Origin of the sequence: Amycolatopsis sp. YIM 10 (assembly GCF_009429145.1) — a bacterium.
In the GTDB taxonomy this organism is placed as follows: Bacteria; Actinomycetota; Actinomycetes; order Mycobacteriales; family Pseudonocardiaceae; genus Amycolatopsis.
Genome location: NZ_CP045480.1, coordinates 7361431 through 7376347 on the forward strand (window position 1 = coordinate 7361431; position 14917 = coordinate 7376347).

At 71.2% G+C, this 14917-nt stretch carries 15 protein-coding genes; 5 read left to right on the top strand and 10 right to left on the bottom strand.

Features of this window, described 5'->3' with window-relative positions; all coding sequences use genetic code 11:
* From YIM_RS34660 to YIM_RS34675, 4 genes are all read left to right on the top strand, one after another.
* Window positions 1-753: an enoyl-CoA hydratase/isomerase family protein gene (locus YIM_RS34660; RefSeq protein WP_153034320.1), complete on the top strand. Its 753-nt coding sequence runs from the start codon at window positions 1-3 to the stop codon at window positions 751-753.
* On the top strand, window positions 750-2330 hold the full coding sequence (locus tag YIM_RS34665; RefSeq protein ID WP_194239852.1) for an AMP-binding protein: 1581 nt from the start codon (window positions 750-752) through the stop codon (window positions 2328-2330). Before YIM_RS34660 ends, YIM_RS34665 begins: the two co-directional genes overlap by 4 nt.
* Window positions 2327-3280 carry a nitronate monooxygenase family protein gene (locus YIM_RS34670; RefSeq protein WP_153034321.1) on the top strand — a complete coding sequence of 318 codons (954 nt, stop codon included), beginning with the start codon at window positions 2327-2329 and terminating at the stop codon, window positions 3278-3280. Before YIM_RS34665 ends, YIM_RS34670 begins: the two co-directional genes overlap by 4 nt.
* A gap of 61 nt (window positions 3281-3341) precedes the next feature.
* Complete coding sequence (locus YIM_RS34675; RefSeq protein ID WP_153034322.1) at window positions 3342-3839, top strand: nuclear transport factor 2 family protein; 498 nt, start codon at window positions 3342-3344, stop codon at window positions 3837-3839.
* A 37-nt stretch (window positions 3840-3876) separates the two neighbouring features.
* Here YIM_RS34675 and YIM_RS34680 read toward each other — a convergent pair whose 3' ends face one another.
* Window positions 3877-4548, bottom strand: a complete 672-nt coding sequence (locus tag YIM_RS34680; RefSeq protein ID WP_370468906.1) for a pyridoxamine 5'-phosphate oxidase family protein — start codon at window positions 4546-4548, stop codon at window positions 3877-3879.
* 98 nt (window positions 4549-4646) lie between these two features.
* Between YIM_RS34680 and YIM_RS34685 the strand changes: the two genes are divergently transcribed.
* Window positions 4647-5417 carry an IclR family transcriptional regulator gene (locus tag YIM_RS34685; RefSeq protein WP_228004204.1) on the top strand — a complete coding sequence of 257 codons (771 nt, stop codon included), beginning with the start codon at window positions 4647-4649 and terminating at the stop codon, window positions 5415-5417.
* On the opposite strand, the gene YIM_RS34690 is transcribed toward YIM_RS34685, so the two are convergent.
* Genes YIM_RS34690 through YIM_RS34730 form a run of 9 tightly spaced genes read right to left on the bottom strand, consistent with a single transcriptional unit; the run spans window position 5418 to window position 14859 of the window.
* A complete protein-coding gene (locus tag YIM_RS34690) occupies window positions 5418-6893 on the bottom strand; it encodes a dihydroorotase family protein (protein WP_153034325.1) in 1476 nt (491 codons plus the stop codon).
* Window positions 6894-6899: 6 nt separating this feature from the next.
* On the bottom strand, window positions 6900-8261 hold the full coding sequence (locus tag YIM_RS34695; protein ID WP_153034326.1) for an FAD-binding protein: 1362 nt from the start codon (window positions 8259-8261) through the stop codon (window positions 6900-6902).
* A complete protein-coding gene (locus YIM_RS34700) occupies window positions 8258-8896 on the bottom strand; it encodes an aspartate/glutamate racemase family protein (protein WP_153034327.1) in 639 nt (212 codons plus the stop codon). The genes YIM_RS34695 and YIM_RS34700 overlap by 4 nt, the downstream gene beginning before the upstream one ends.
* Window positions 8896-10191 carry an MmgE/PrpD family protein gene (locus YIM_RS34705; RefSeq protein WP_228004205.1) on the bottom strand — a complete coding sequence of 432 codons (1296 nt, stop codon included), beginning with the start codon at window positions 10189-10191 and terminating at the stop codon, window positions 8896-8898. Before YIM_RS34705 ends, YIM_RS34700 begins: the two co-directional genes overlap by 1 nt.
* The gene (locus YIM_RS34710) at window positions 10188-10889 is read right to left on the bottom strand and encodes an ABC transporter ATP-binding protein (RefSeq protein WP_153034328.1); all 702 of its coding nucleotides are present in this window, start codon (window positions 10887-10889) and stop codon (window positions 10188-10190) included. The genes YIM_RS34705 and YIM_RS34710 overlap by 4 nt, the downstream gene beginning before the upstream one ends.
* On the bottom strand, window positions 10876-11610 hold the full coding sequence (locus tag YIM_RS34715; protein WP_228004206.1) for an ABC transporter ATP-binding protein: 735 nt from the start codon (window positions 11608-11610) through the stop codon (window positions 10876-10878). The genes YIM_RS34710 and YIM_RS34715 overlap by 14 nt, the downstream gene beginning before the upstream one ends.
* Entirely contained in the window at window positions 11607-12647 is a 1041-nt protein-coding gene (locus YIM_RS34720; RefSeq protein WP_153034330.1) for a branched-chain amino acid ABC transporter permease, read from the bottom strand. The genes YIM_RS34715 and YIM_RS34720 overlap by 4 nt, the downstream gene beginning before the upstream one ends.
* Window positions 12644-13621, bottom strand: coding sequence for a branched-chain amino acid ABC transporter permease (locus YIM_RS34725; protein ID WP_153034331.1), 978 nt, complete (start codon window positions 13619-13621; stop codon window positions 12644-12646). Before YIM_RS34725 ends, YIM_RS34720 begins: the two co-directional genes overlap by 4 nt.
* Window positions 13622-13623: 2 nt before the next feature.
* Window positions 13624-14859: an ABC transporter substrate-binding protein gene (locus YIM_RS34730; RefSeq protein ID WP_153034332.1), complete on the bottom strand. Its 1236-nt coding sequence runs from the start codon at window positions 14857-14859 to the stop codon at window positions 13624-13626.
* Window positions 14860-14917: the final 58 nt, after the last annotated feature.

The following is a 14917-nucleotide window of genomic DNA, read 5'->3' on the forward strand; positions in this document are numbered from 1 at the left end:
ATGGGTGACCGGGTCCGGCTCGGGGTCACCGACGGCATCGCGCACGTCGAACTGACCCGGCCCGAGGCGCGCAACGCGGTCGACCTGCCGATGTGCACCGAGCTGTGTGAGGCGTTCGAGGAGGTCGACGCCGACGAGGACGTCCGCGTGGTGCTGTTGAGCGCGCACGGTCCGGTGTTCTGCGCGGGCGCCGATCTCAAGGAGCGCACCGGCAAGGACGCGGCCTGGGTGCGGCGGCGCCGGGTCGCCTCGTTCGCCGCCTACGCCGCGATCGAGCGGTGCCGCCGTCCGGTGGTCGCGCTGGTGCAGGGCGCCGTGGTCGGGTCCGGCGGGGAGATCACCCTGGCCGCCGACTTCGCGATCGCCGCGGAGGGCACGGTGTTCCGCTTTCCCGAACCGCACTGGGGCACGGTCGGCGCCACGCAACGGTTGCAGCGGGCGATCGGCAAGCGCAAGGCCAAGGAACTGCTGTTCACCAACCGCCCGCTCGACGCAGCCGACGCGCTGCGGCTGGGGATCGTCACGCAGGTGGTCGCGCCGGACGCGCTGGCCTCGACCGGTGCCGAGACCGCGCGAGACATCGCGAAGGCGCCGCCACTGGCCATCGCGCTGACCAAGCGCGCGGTCGACCTCGGCGGCGAAACCGATCTGGACCGCGGCATCCGCATCGAGATGTCCGCCATCGAGCAGTGCCTCGCCGATGGCGGATGGCGTGACGGCGTGGCCCGGTTCACCAACGGAGACGGCCGATGATCCCCTTGCGCACCGCCTGCCCGCTCACCACGCACGAGGCGCTGGCGCGAGCGGCCCTGCTCGCACCCGACGTCGAAGCCGTGGTGACGGCCGAAGAGCGGATCACCTACGGCGAACTGGCCGCGGCGGTCGGCCGCGTCCGCGACGCGCTCGTGACCGCCGGGATCGGCCGCGGCGACCGGATCGGGCTGTGCCTTGGCAACGGGCCCGACTGGGTGGCGCTGTTCCTGGCGATCGGCTCGGTCGGCGCGATCGCCGTCCCGGTCAACACCCGGTTCACCGCCGGCGAAGTGCACTACACGCTTTCGCACGCCAAGGTCAGCACGTTGTTCACCGCCGATCGGGTGCTCAGCTCCGACTTCGCCGGAATGCTCGGGGAACTGGACCTGCCCGAACTGAAGTCGATCGTCATGCTGGGCTCGGACGTGCCCGCGTACGCGACTTCGTGGGAGTCGTTCCTGGAGGCGGGCTCGGGCCGGAACGCCGAACCCACCGCCGTCGCCGACGATCTCCTGCTCGTGCAGTACACCTCCGGCACGACCGCGCGGCCCAAGGGTGTGCTGCTGACGCATCGGAGCATGTGCGCGGACGCGTTCTTCTCCGGGATGCGCATGGGATTGCGGCCCGGCGACCGGTTCCACTCCGCGCGGCCGTTCTTCCACGTCGCCGGCAGCACGCTGTCCGTGCTGGCGTCGGTGCAGCACGCCACCACGCTGGTCACCATGCCCAAGTTCGACGCGGCCGAAGCGCTGCGGCTGCTGGAGGCCGAGCGCTGCACGCACTTCTCCGGCAACGACACGATCGCGCTGCTGCTGCTCAACCACCCCGGCCGGACCCGGCGCGCGCTGTGCCTGCGCGGCGCGTGGGTGGCCGCGTCGCCGACCGTCATCCGGCGCGTCATCGACGAACTGGGCGCACGGGAATGCGTTGCGGGGTACGGGCTTTCCGAGGCTTCACCGAATGTGGCGCAGTCGGCGTGGTGGGAGCCGGAGGAGGTGCGGGCGGCCGGGGCGATGGCGGTGGAACCGGGGGTCGAAGTCCGCATCCGCGACTTCGACGACCGCCGCGACTGCGGGCCGGGTGAACCGGGTTCGATCCTGGTGCGCGGGTGGAACGTGATGCGGGGCTACCTGGACGATCCGGTCAAGACGGCCGAGGCGATCGACCAGGACGGCTGGCTGTCCACAGGGGACATCGGCTCGCTGGACGCGTCGGGACGGCTGCACTTTTCCGGGCGTACCAAGGACATCATCCGTGTCGGCGGGGAGAACGTGGCACCCGCCGACATCGAGGACGTGTTGCACCGGCATCCGCTGGTGCGGCAGGCGGCGGTGGTCGGCGTGCCGGACGAACGCCTGCTCGAGGTGCCGTTCGCCTTCGTGGTGCTCACCGAACCGGGGATCACGCCGGACGAACTGCTCGCGTGGGCGCGTTCGCGGATGGCCGGGTTCAAGGTGCCGCGGTACCTGCGCGTCGTGGACGGCTTCGAGGGCATCGGCATGACGGCCAGCTCGAAGGTGCAGAAGAACCGGCTGGCCGAGCACGCGCGAGCCCTGCTCAGCGAGGTGGCCTCGTGATCACCACCCGGGTCACCGAACTGCTCGGCATCGACCTGCCGATCGTGCAGGCGGGCATGTCGTGGGCGTCGTCCAGCTCGGCGTTGCCGCTCGCGGTCAGCAACGCCGGCGGGCTCGGCGTGGTCGCGGCGGGCCCGATGCGCCTGCCCGACCTGGCCCGCACGCTCGACGAGATGGCGGCGGGTACCGAGCGGCCGTGGGCGGTGAACCTCCCGCTGTACCGGCGGGACGCGGACGCGGTGATCGACCTGCTGCTCGACCGCCGTCCGCCGGTGCTGATCGCGTCGCAGGGCGGGCCGCGGCGCTACCTGGCGGAGTTCCACGCGGTGGGCACGCGCTGCCTGCACGTGGTCGCCGGGACCACGCACGCCCGCAAGGCGGCCGACGCCGGGGTCGACGCGCTGGTGGTGGTCGGCGCGGAGGCCGGTGGGCACCCGCCGCCCGCGATGGTCACCACGCAGGTGCTGGTGCGGGCCGTGGTGCGCGCGGTGCCGGAGGTACCGGTGATCGCGTCCGGCGGGGTGGCCGACGGCGCCGGGCTGGCCGCGATGCTCGCACTGGGTGCCGGGGCCGCGCAGTTCGGCACGCGGTTCCTGGCCAGCGTCGAGGCTTCGGTGCACGACGACTACAAGGCGGCCGTGCTCGGCGCGGGTGTCGACGGCACGCGGACGGTGGGCCGCGGTCTCGGCGTGATCCGGTCGGTGGCCAACGACTTCACCGAGCGCATGCTCGACCTGGAGCACAGCGGCGCGGAGGAAGCCCTGCGGCGCAAGACTTTCGAGGCGTCCTCGCTGAAGGACGCGGCCCTGCTCGGTGATGTGACCGAAGGCAAGGTCGAGGCGGGGCAGTCGGCCGGGCTGATCGACGCGGTGCTGCCCGCCGCCGAGATCGTCGCGCGCCTGGTCGACGAGTACCGCGCGGCTCGCGACGCCCTGCCGCCGGTCGACTGATTTCGCGGAAAATTAGAACACGTTCTTGCGTCAGCGGCGGCGGGGGCGGAAGCTGGTGCGCATGGACATCGCCGACCTCGCCGCGCTCGAAGAGATCAAGCGGCTCAAGTACCGCTACCTCCGCTGCGTCGACACGAAGGACTGGGACGACCTGGCCGACGCCCTCACCGAAGACGCGGTCGCCGACTACGGCACCCCCACCTACGGCAAGCCACTCCTGCTCACCGGCCGCGAAGCGATCCTCGAGTTCATGCGCACCACGCTCGGCCCGGAGATCGTCACCACGCACTTCGCCTCGCAGCCGGAAATCGACATCGACGGCGACCGGGCGACGGGGACCTGGGCGTTCCAGGACCTGGTCATCGCCACCGAGCACCGCGTGGTGATCTCCGGGGCCGCCTTCTACGAGGACGTCTACCGCCGCGGTGAAGACGGCCGCTGGCGCATCGCCCACACCGGCTACCAGCGCACGTACGAGACCACCCACTCACTCGACGACCTGCCGAGCTTCCGCCTGACCGCCAACCGCTGGGCTCCCGCCCCCACTGCCGCCGACTAGAACGGGTTCCACCTTCCCGGGGGCGGCGCCGGGCCGGTCAGTACTGGTTGTGCTTGGCCTCCGCGCGCAGGGCGGCGTCCAGCATGCGCGCCGGGATGCGGGTGCCGCTCTGGGAACGGGCCAGCTGCCCGGCGGTGGGGACGTCACCGCGCTCCGGCCACGAAGCCGGATCCCACAGCTTCGAGCGCAGGAAAGCCTTGCTGCAGTGGGAAAACAGCTCCCGCACCCGCACCTCGACGGCGAGCACCGGCACCACGCCCTCCACCGCCATCCGCGGCAGGTACGGCGCCTCGGCCACCACCTGCGCGGTGCCATTGACGCGCAGCGTGTCGCCGATGCCCGGCACCACGAAGAGCAGGCCGACCCGCGGCTGCGCCAGGATGTTCCGCAGGTTGTCGAGCCGCCGGTTGCCCTTGCGGTCGGCGAAGGCGAGCGTGTACTCGTCAAGCACCAGCACACTTCCGGCCGGGTCGCCGCGCGGGGAGACGTCACAGTTGCCTTCGGCGTCCGAGGTCGCCAGCAGGAAGAACGGGCTGGCCTCGATGAACCGCCGCGACTCCGGGTCGATGTGGTCGATGTGCTTCTCGGCGACCAGCCGGTGCGGCTCGCGCACCAGGTCCCGCAGTTCGGCCTCGTCGCGCAGGACTCTGGTCACCGGCTCCCCCAGTTCGATCAACTCCCCGTGCCCCGACCACGCTAGCAGGCGCAACCCGGCCGAACGTACCGCTGGGCGGAACATGTCAGCTTGACCGCATGATTGTCACGAGTCACACTGGGGATGTCGTTCCTCTGAAAGAAACAGGGCTCGTGACCAAAGACAAAACCTCCGGCACCGAAGTGGCCGGGCGCGTCGCCGACGTGCTGTTGTTGTTCGCCGCCGGGCCGAAGTACCGGGGCGTCAGCGAGATCAGCCGCGAACTCGACGTGTCGAAGGCGGTGGTCTACCGCATTCTCCAGTCACTGGTCTCCCGCGAGATGCTCGGCACCGATCCCGGCGTGGCGGGCTACCGACTCGGCCCGGCCGCGGTGGCGCTCGGCGCGAGCGCGCTGCGCCGGTTCGACCTCCGCGTCGCGGCCGCGCCGGTGCTGCGCAGGCTGCGCGAGGAAACCGGCGAGACCACCACGCTCTCCGGCCTGCTCGGCGACCAGCGCGTCTACCTCGAGCAGTTCGAGAGCGAGCGCGAGATCAAGATGACCGTCGAACTCGGCAAGCGGTTCCCGCTGCACGCCGGGTCCTCGGGCAAGGTGATCCTGGCGAACCTGCCCGCCGACCGCCGCGAGGCGCTGCTCGCCGCCCCGCACGACGCGCTGACCGAGCGCACCATAGTGGACGACGCCGAGCTGCGCGCCGAACTGGACCGGGTGGCCGAGGACGGCGTCGCCGTGTCGCTCGGTGAACGCCAGGCCGGTGCCGGTTCGGTGGCCGCGCCGGTGTTCGGGCCGAACGGCGAGGTCCAGGGCGCGATCAGCGTCTGCGGCCCCGAGTACCGGTTCACCCCGGACCTCGTCGAGCGCTACCGCGAGCTGGTGCGCGTGGCGGCCGACGAGATCACCCGCGCCCCGCTCGCCGCCCACTGATCAGCGGCCCCGCCGCTGGTACCGCCCGACCGGCTCGCCGGTCACCTTGCCGTCGGTGTAGACGTGGTGGCCGCGCACGAAGGTGTCGGTCACCTTCGCGGTCATCGGGAAGCCCTCGAACGGCGTGTACTCCTGGGTGGATTCGGAGTCGGCCGCGCGCACGGTCCACGACACGTCCGGGTCGACCAGCGCGAAGTCGGCGTCGTAGCCCTCGGCGATGGTTCCCTTGCGCAGCAGGCCGTAGCGCCGCGCCGGGTTCCACGACGTGAGCCGCGCGATGTGCTGGAGCGAAAGACCGCGCTTGACGCCCTCGCCGACCAGTCCGGGCAGCAGGTACTCCGCGCCACCGAAGCCGGACTTCGCCAGGAACACGTCGTCCCGGTCCTCGCCGAACTTCAGCTCGTCGCGGCAGCAGGCGTGGTCGCTGACCACCCAGTCGACCTCGCCGGCCAGCACGTGACCCCACAGCGCCTCGACGTCCTCGCGCTCGCGCAGCGGCGGATTGACCTTGCCGCCGATGCCGCTCGCGGTGTCCACGTCGGCCAGCAGGTGCCCGACCGTCACCTCACGCCGGAAATCCACCTGCGGAAAGGTCTTCGCCATGCGCAGCGCGGCGTCGAGCGCCTTCTCCGAGGACAGGTGCAGCAGGTTGATGTTCGGCAGTCCGGTCTCGTGCGCGAGGTAGGAGGCGATGGTCACCGCGAGCCCTTCCGAATGCGGCGGCCGTGACCGGCTGTACGCGCGCAGTCCGGAAACCGAGGTGTCCTGCTCGACCAGCTTCGTGTACGCCGTCATGATCTCGGCGGTTTCGCAGTGCAGCGACAGCGAAAGGTGGTCCGCGTAGTCGGTCAGCTGCTCGCGCGCCCGCTGGATGCCGCGCATGACGAACTCGAAGTGCGCCAGGTCGTAGCGCTCCTCCGGCGGGATCATCAGGAAGTCGCTCTGGCTGCTCGACCGCCCGTGCAGGCCGTGGCTGCCGTAGAACATGAAGATCTTGAACGAGGTGACCCCGTGTTCCTCGACCAGGTACGGGATCTCGTCGATGTGCTGCGCCATCATCGGCGCGAGGTGGAAGGCGTAGTCCACATAGGCGTTGCCGTCCGCGGCGGCGAGCACCTCGGGGAAGAACTCGCGGTAGCTGCCGCCTTTGTTGAGGTAGTACTGCCCGGTGCGCATGTAGGTCAGCGCGGTGGTGACCCCGCCCTGCGCGCTCGCGCGGCTCTCGGTCCGGGTGTCGGTGCCCAGTTCGTTGTAGATGCCCCAGTGCTGGTGGGCGTCCACCACACCGGGAAAGGCGAGCAGACCGCGGCCGTCGACCACGGTGGCGGCGTCCGCGGGGTCCAGGCCGGGCGCGACGCGCGTGATCGTGCCGTCATTGACCGCGATGTCGAGCAGTTCCGGCACCCCGTCGGCGTCGGCGGTGTCTTCGGGGCGCACCACGCGAACGTTGCGGACCAGCAGTTCCGTTGTAGCCACTTCTGTTCACTCCTTAGCGATAGCGTTCGCGGCCAGGTAGGCGAGGCCGAAGGCGGGCAGCAGGCCGTTGCCCGGCAGGTAGCCGTCGGCGCCGTGGCCGGAGATCCCGGCCGCCGCGCCACCGGCCGCGTACAACCCGGGGATCGGCCGGTCGGCGGCGTCGACCACGGCGGCGTTCTCGTTGACCAGCAGCCCGCCCTGGGTGTGGAACAACGCGGGCACCACACGAACCGCGGCGTAACGCGGCGCGAGCGGGCGTTCCCAGTTGGTGCGGCCGAACTCGTCGGCGCGCTCACCTCGCGCGATCGCGGCCGCGGTACCGAGTTCGGCGGCGAGGGCTTCCTCGGGCAGGCCGGTGACCCGCGCCAGCGACGGGATGTCGTCGGCGAAGTGCACCGCACCGGCGGCAACCGTGTCGCGGAAGTCCTGGAACGGCTGGCACTGCTCGAAGATCACCTCGTCGAGCACGATCCAGCCGGTGCCGCCGGGGCGCGCGGCCAGTTCGGCGGCGTACTCCGAGTAGCCGCGTGTCTCGTCCCCGAACCGGCGCCCACCGAGGTCGACCAGGATGCCGCCGTGGATGATCGTGGCCCAGCCGACCAGCGTGCCCGCGTTGGCCGCGACCGCACCGTGGCCCTGGTACGCGTCCAGGAAACCCGTTGCGGCGCCGAGCTTTTCCCCGATGCGCAACGCGTCGCCGAGTGACTGGTCACTGCCCTGGTACAGCGCGTCCGCGATCTCCGGCAGGTGCCGTCGCACGAGTTCGCCGTCGGCGCCGTAACCGTTGGTCGCCAGCAACACCGCGCGCGTCGGGATCTCCTCTTCCGCGCCGCTCGGGTCGCGGACCACCACGGCACGAACAGCACCGTCCACACCGGTCAGAACGTCGACCAGTTTCGCGGGCACGAGCAGATCGATGCCGGGGTGCTCGGTGACCAGCCGGGCCAGGTGGTCGACGACGCCGGAGCCGTGCCTGCCGGGGATCGAGTGGCAGCGCGGGACCGAGTGGCCAGGGTAGTTGAAGTCGGTGACCAGCGAGAGCGGCAGCCGCAGCGAATCGGCCAGCCACTCCACCAGCGGCGCGCTGACCTCGGCCAGCGTGCGCGTCAACCGGGGTTCGGCCTGACCGTGGGTCTTCGCCATGATGTCGGCGGCGAAGCCCGCCGGGGAATCGCCGACCCCCGACTCCCGCTGCCAGCGCGAACCGGCGCCGGGGAACATCGCGGTGGACATCGAGGTGTTGTTGCCCCGCCGGAAGTGTTCGCTCGCTTCGACCACGAGCACGCTCAGCCCGAGTTCGGCGGCCCGCAGCGCCCCGGCGAGCCCGCCGCCCGCACCGGCCACGACCAGATCGGGACCCTCGCTCACGCGCACTCCCCTTCCGCCATCAGCACGGTCAGCGCCAGCGCGGTCGGGTCGACCACCCGCGCGGGCAGGTCGGCCGGGACCACGTCCACTGCCGAGCAGCCGTTGAGCACCGCTGTCGCACCCTGATCGGCGAGGTCGCGCACCGCCTCGCCGAGTGCGGCGTTCCACGCGGCGGTGTCGGCGATCGCCTCGAACGGCAGGTCGAGCACCCGCACCCCGACCAGGTTCGAGGTGAGGCCGTAGGCGGCCAGGCGCCAGCGCAGTTCCGCGCCGATGGCCTGGTTCCGCACCACCGCGCCGAACCGCTCACCCTTGGCCGCCAGGTGTGACGCACTCAGCTTGAGCAGGCCGTGCACCGGGCGCGGGCCGATCGCCACGCGGTCGGGCACGGCCGGGTCGAGCACGCAGTCGGGAAAGGCCACGTCCCAGTCTCCGTCCGCGGCGGCCAGCGCGGCGGCAACGGCGCGCTCGGAGTCGCGGACCGACCCGTCCGTGTCCAATGCGGACGGTGCTTCCGGGCCGACGTCACGCAGTTCGATCCGCAGACCGGGCGGGGCGAGGCGGTCGTAACGGGACTGGCGACGGCCGATCTCCTCGGGCGGGAGATGGATCGGGGTGATCGCGAGGGCACGCATCAGCTCGGCTCCTTTCCGTCGAGTTCGCGCAGGGCGGCGCCGGTGGCGGGCAGCCGGGGCAGGTCACGGCAGAAGGCGACCGCGCCGTCCGGCAACCACGGACCGAGCAGGGCGATCACTTCGGCTTCGCCCAGCGGGTGGTGGTCGGCGTCGCCGATCGGGTTGGGCACCTCGGCGGTGCGCGTGCTGCCGTCCGCGTAGGTGACGGTGACCCGGGCCGCGCGTTCGCCGGGCAGGCGGGCGGTGAGGTCGGCCGCTTCGGCGAGCCGCACCCGTTTCGCCAGGTCGCGGACGGCCGGGTCGTCCAGCGGGGCGGCCGGCCCGACCGCTCCGGTGAGCGCGGCGGTGGCGACGGCGAACGGGGTGGAGAACATCGCCGAGAGCCGGTTGTCCCAGTCCACACCGGACAGTCCGGCACCGAGCGCGTGCGTTTCGACCAGCACGCTCTCGATCTCCGGACCGCGCAGCGTGAGCATCGCGTCGACGGCGGGATGGGTGAACGAGCAGGCCGCGTGCCGCTTGAAGTAGCCGAGCGTGATGTCCCAGCGCGTGCCGAGTTCGGCGGTCAGCTCGTCGGCGTCCAGTGAGCCCAGCAGCTCGCCCAGCGACAACGCCGCCGTGCCGGTGTTCCTGGCGATTCCGGCGGCAGCCATGCGCGCGGCCACCAGACCGGACACATTGGACGCACCCAGCCAGGCGTCGCGCACCGGATTTCCCGTGGTGGCCGAAGCGAAGTGCCCTGCGATGGGCATACCGGCGGCGGTGTCGATCGCGGCGGCGGTGGCGTCCGCGTCCAATCCGAGCAGGCGAGCGCAGCCCGCCGCCGCGCCGGGCACGCCCCAGTTCCCATGGGGATGCGTGCCAGGACGCAGCTTCGTCGCCCGGCCGAACCGCGCGGCCACCTCGTACGCGGCGAGCAGGGCGGCGGCCAGGTCGGCGCCGCTGCTGTCGAGTTCGGCGGCGAGCGCGAGCACGGCGGGAAAGCCGTGCGCGGCCGGATGTCCCTTGGCGTACTTGTTGCCCTCGTCCAGTTCCCGCGACACCAGTGCCATCGCGCCGAGCCAGGCCGCGGCGTCCACCGACACCAGCTCACCGGTGCCGATCAGCGGCGCGGGACCGGCGGGCGGGCGCCAGGCCGCGTACAGCGCCCGGTGCTCCGGCTGGTTCGTGCCCAGCGCCATCACCCCGAGCACGTCCAGCAGGACCAGGCCGAGGCGGTCGAGCGCGGGCGCGGAGTCCAGAGTGGACAGCCCGGAAACCCAGGCGCCCAGTTCGTCGACGTGTTCCTTGCTCACAGGCCCAGGTACGCCTTCCGCACGCGGGCGTCGTCGGCCAGCTCGGCGCCGGTGCCGGACAGCACCGCCGAACCGCTCTCCAGTACGTACGCCCGATCCGCGATGGCCAGCGCCTGCTTGGCGTTCTGCTCCACCAGCAGCACCGAGACCCCGGTGTCGCGAATGCGGCGGATCGCCTCCAGCATGGTCCAGGTCAGCTTCGGCGAGAGCCCGGTCGACGGCTCGTCGAGCATCAGCAGCCTCGGCCCGGCCATCAGCGCACGCGCGATGGCGAGCATCTGCTGCTGGCCGCCGCTGAACGTCTGCGCGAGCTGGGTCCCGCGTTCGGCCAGGATCGGGAACAGCTCGTGCACCTCACGCAGCGAGGCCTCGGCTTGCTCGGCCGTGCGGGTCCACGCGCCCATGCGCAGGTTCTCCTCGACGGTCAGCGTGCCGAACAGCGCGCGGTCCTCCGGCACGTGCACCAGGCCGTCGCGCACGAGCTGGTCCGGCCTGCGGCCCGCGATCGGCCTGCCGTCGAAGGTGATCGTGCCCGAGGACGGCCGCAGCTGGCCGCAGATGGACCGCAGCGTGGTGGTCTTGCCCGCCCCGTTCGCGCCGACCAGCGCGACGATCTCGCCCTCGCCGAGGTGCAGGTCGATCTCGTGCAGGATGCGCATGCGGCCATATCCCGCGCACACCTGGTCAAGAGTCAGCACGGGCGGGCTCCTCCCCGAGATAGGCGTCGATCACCCGTGGATCGCTGGTGACCTCCTCCGGCGAACCGGTGGCCAGCACGCGACCCTGGTCCAGCACCAGCACCCGGTCGGACAACCGCATCACCGCGGCCATGATGTGCTCGATGAACAGCAGCGTGGTGCCGTCCTGCTCACGCAGCTCGGCGAGCAGGTCGAGGACCGGCTCCCGTTCCGCGGGCACCAGCCCGGCCAGCACCTCGTCGAGCAGCAGCACCCGCGGGCGCATGGCCAGCGTGCGGGCCAGTTCGAGGCGCTTGAGCCCGGCGGTGGGCAGTTCGGTGGCCAGTCGGTGCGCCCACGGGCCCAGCCCGACCCGCTCGACCACGGCCAGCGAATGCTCGTACAGCCGTTTCGCCGGCATCCGGCGGTGCTGCGCGGCGAGGCTGACGTTCTGCACCACGGTCATGCTGGCGAACGGGCGCATCAGCTGGAACGTGCGCACCATGCCGGCGCGCGCGATGCGGTCGGGTGAGGCGCCGGTGATGTCGCGCCCGGCCAGCTCCACCGTGCCGGTGTCCGGTTTGAGCGCCCCGCACACCACGTTGAACAGCGTGGTCTTGCCGGCGCCGTTCGGCCCGATGATGCCGACGATCTCGCCCTCGTCCACCGCGAGGTCCACATCGGACAGTGCGCGCAGGCCGCGGAAGGACTTGCCGACGCCCGAGATCCGCACCAGGCTCATCGCCGCCACCTCTCCTTCAGCGTGCCCACGATCCCCTTCGGCAGCAGTCGCACGATGAGGATCAACAGGATCGCGTACAGCACCACGTCCAGTCCGCTGCGCCCCTGCAGGAAGCCGAGGAACTCCGGCGGGGTGCGCAGCAGCGTCGCGGTCACGTCGGACAGCGAACCCATGATCACCGAGCCGACCACCGGACCCCACACCGTGCCGATGCCGCCGATCACCACCGGCACGATGGCCTGGATGGACACCGAGGCGCCGAAGGCCAGATCCGGGTTCACGAACAGGTAGTACTGCGTGTAGTAGGCGCCGGCCACCGCGGTGATCGCCGCGGACAGCGCCACGGTGAGCAGTTTGTGCCGCATCACCGGCGTGCCGAGCGAGGCCGCGGCCAGTTCGTCGTCGCGGATCGCGGTGACGTACTTGCCCGCCCGCGAGTGCAGGAACACGATGCTGACCGCCACCGCGAGCCCGGCCAGCACCAGCGCCACCCAGAAGTAGGCCGGTGAGTCGGCGGCGAACTGCAGCTGCCACAGCGATTCGCCCTGGATCAGCGGGACCTGGAAGCCGACCGCGCGGTTGACGAAGTCGCTGCTGGTGGCGATCAGCCGCAGCGCCTCGGCGAAGGCGAAGGTGGCCAGCGCGAAGTAGGCGCCCTGCAACCGGTAGCGGAAGGAGAAGTACCCGATCACCACCGCCACCGCGGCGGCGACGCCCATTCCGGCCAGCATGCCGATCCACGGGGAAACGCCGTGCTCCACCAGCAGGTACGCACTGGTGTAGGCACCGAGGCCGAAGTACGCGGCGTGGCCGAAGCTGAACATGCCGCCGAACCCGCTCATGATGTTCCAGCCGACGGCCATCAGCAGGAAGATCAGGATGCGCACGGCGACCGCGCCGAGCGCGGGCGGCAGCACCAGCGGCAACGGGATGGCCAGCAGCACCAGCACCGCCAGAACGGCCAGTTGCCTGCGCCGCGGGTGCAGCGGCGGCGCCTTGACCGGCTTCTCGGCGGGCCGCTCGATCGTGGCGGTCATGCGCGCCTCCCGAAAAGTCCCTGCGGGCGGAGGAAGAGCACCAGCACGAAGACGACAAAAACGCCGAGCAGGGAACTCTGGCCGTTCAGGAAGATCGTGGTGAGCTGCTCGACCAGGCCGATCAGCAGCCCGCCGACGAGCGCGCCGACCACGTTCCCCATGCCGCCGAGCACCACCACCACAAACGCGGTGATGTTGAACTGCGCGCCGAGCGTGGGCGTGATCGAGATGAGCGGCGCGGCCAGCACCGCGGCGGCACCGGCGCAGGCCGTGCCGATGGCGAAGGTGAGCGTGTGCAGGCGGCGGACGTTGATGCCGACCAGTTCCGCGCCGGGCCCGTTCGCCGCGACCGCGCGGATGGCGGTGCCGAGCCGGGTCCGGCGCAGCAGCCAGTACAGCAGCGCGCCCAGCAGGATCGCACCCGCGAAGGCGTAGAGCCGCGAACCGGCGACCACCGCGCCGAACAACGGGATCTGGATTTCGCCCGGCAGTTTCACGCTGCGTGGTTCGGCACCGAAGAACAGCAGCAAACCGTTCTCCAGCAACAGGGACAGGCCGAGGGTGATCAGCAGCTGGTTCTCCAGCGAACCACCACCGCTGCCCGAAAGCAGGCCGCGGTGCACGGCCGCGCCGATCAGGAACAGCACCGGCACGCTCGCCACGAGCGCGAGGTACGGGTGCAGTCCGGTCGTCTGCACCACGCCGAAGGCCAGGAACATGGCCACCGCGAGCAGGGCGCCGTGCGCGAAGTTGACGATGTCGAGCACGCCGAAGATCAGCGTCAGGCCCATCGCGATCAGGCCGTAGAGCCCGCCGGTGAGAATGCCGGTGACCACCGACTGCCACACCACCAGCGCGCTGCCGGACTGCAGCAGTGCCAGCGCGATGGCCAGCACCACCAGCGCGGCGAGCACACCGCCGCGTTTGAGCATCCCGGCGTCGAGCCGTTTCCGTTGTGGGGAAAGAGTTGTCATGGTTACCGCCACATCACGGTGTAGTCGGGTTCGGATTCGGCGATCTCCGGCGGGTAGACCTGTTTGATGGCTCCGCCCTGCACCTGGGTGAGCACCGGGACGGCGTTGCGGTTGTCGCCCTTGCCGTCGAAGGAGATGGGGCCGTTGCCCACGGTCAGCGGCTCGACCTCCTGTGCGCTGATGGTGTCGCGCACGCGCTCCGGATCGGTGCTGCCGGAACGGTCCACCGCCTGCGCGATCACCTGCACCGCGTCGTAGGCGAGCACCGCGCCGGTGCGCATCGGAGCGCCGTAGCGGCGCTGGTATTCCTCGCGCAGCGCGACGGTTTCCGGTTTGGTCGCGTCGTAGTGGTAGTTCGTGTTGAAGTACAGCTCGGCGCCCGGACCCGCGTCGGTGACGAACTTCGGCTGGTCGTACGCGCCGTTGGAGACGCCCCACACCGCGTCGAGATCCGGCTTCACCGAAGCCAGCGCGCGGGAGACGAGCAGACTGTCCGAGTAGTAACCCGCCACCGCGAGCACGTCCGCGCCGGCTGCCTTGACCTGCGTGAGCTGCGCGGTCAGATCGGAGACGGTGGTGGCGTCGTAGCTGATGTCCGGCCCGACTTCGATGCCCAGTTTCGCCGCCGCCGCGGTGAATCCCTCGGCGGCGCCGCGGCCGAAGTCGGTCTGCTCGTGCAGGAAGGCCACCTTGCGAACTTCCTTGCCGGTGCGCGCCGAAACCTCCTTGAGGTACTTGGCCGCGGCACTGGCGATCGCGGTGCTGCCCGGCTGCACGCGGAACGAGTAGCGGTAGCCGTGGGTGAAGATCGCGTCCGACGCGGTCACGTCCATCACGAACGGCACCTTGTTGCGCTCGGCCACCACGGCCACGTTGGTGCTCACCGCGCTCTGGTAGGTGCCGACCAGCCCGGCCGCGCCCTCGGCGATCAGCCGCTGCGCCTCGCTCTGGCCGATCTCGGCCTTGCCCTGCGTGTCACCGGTGATCAGCTCGACCGGGCGCCCGGCGACGCCGCCGTTCCGGTTGAGCTGCTCGACCGCCAGTTCCGCACCACGGCGCATCTGCTGGCCGTCGACCGCGAAGGCGCCGCTGACCGGGTGCAGTGCGCCGATCTTCACCGGCCCCTCGTCCCGGCCGGCCGCCGCGCCCGCCGCGCCCGATGGCGCCGAGCCACCGCAGGCCGCGGTGGCCAGCAGCGCGCCCGCGCTCAGGACGGCCACCAGTGCCCGTACCGCCATGCCACCGCTCCTTCCTGGCGTTTCGCTGAGAGAAACACCGGCGAGGTGATGAGCCATC

Coding starts and splice junctions, on each gene's coding strand:
- YIM_RS34660 (WP_153034320.1), top strand. CDS start 1: ATGGGTGACCGGGTCCGGCTCGGGGTCACCGACGGCATCGCGCACGTC.
- YIM_RS34665 (WP_194239852.1), top strand. CDS start 750: ATGATCCCCTTGCGCACCGCCTGCCCGCTCACCACGCACGAGGCGCTG.
- YIM_RS34675 (WP_153034322.1), top strand. CDS start 3,342: ATGGACATCGCCGACCTCGCCGCGCTCGAAGAGATCAAGCGGCTCAAG.
- YIM_RS34700 (WP_153034327.1), bottom strand. CDS start 8,896: ATGCGTGCCCTCGCGATCACCCCGATCCATCTCCCGCCCGAGGAGATC.
- YIM_RS34715 (WP_228004206.1), bottom strand. CDS start 11,610: ATGAGCCTGGTGCGGATCTCGGGCGTCGGCAAGTCCTTCCGCGGCCTG.
- YIM_RS34720 (WP_153034330.1), bottom strand. CDS start 12,647: ATGACCGCCACGATCGAGCGGCCCGCCGAGAAGCCGGTCAAGGCGCCG.
- YIM_RS34725 (WP_153034331.1), bottom strand. CDS start 13,621: ATGACAACTCTTTCCCCACAACGGAAACGGCTCGACGCCGGGATGCTC.
- YIM_RS34730 (WP_153034332.1), bottom strand. CDS start 14,859: ATGGCGGTACGGGCACTGGTGGCCGTCCTGAGCGCGGGCGCGCTGCTG.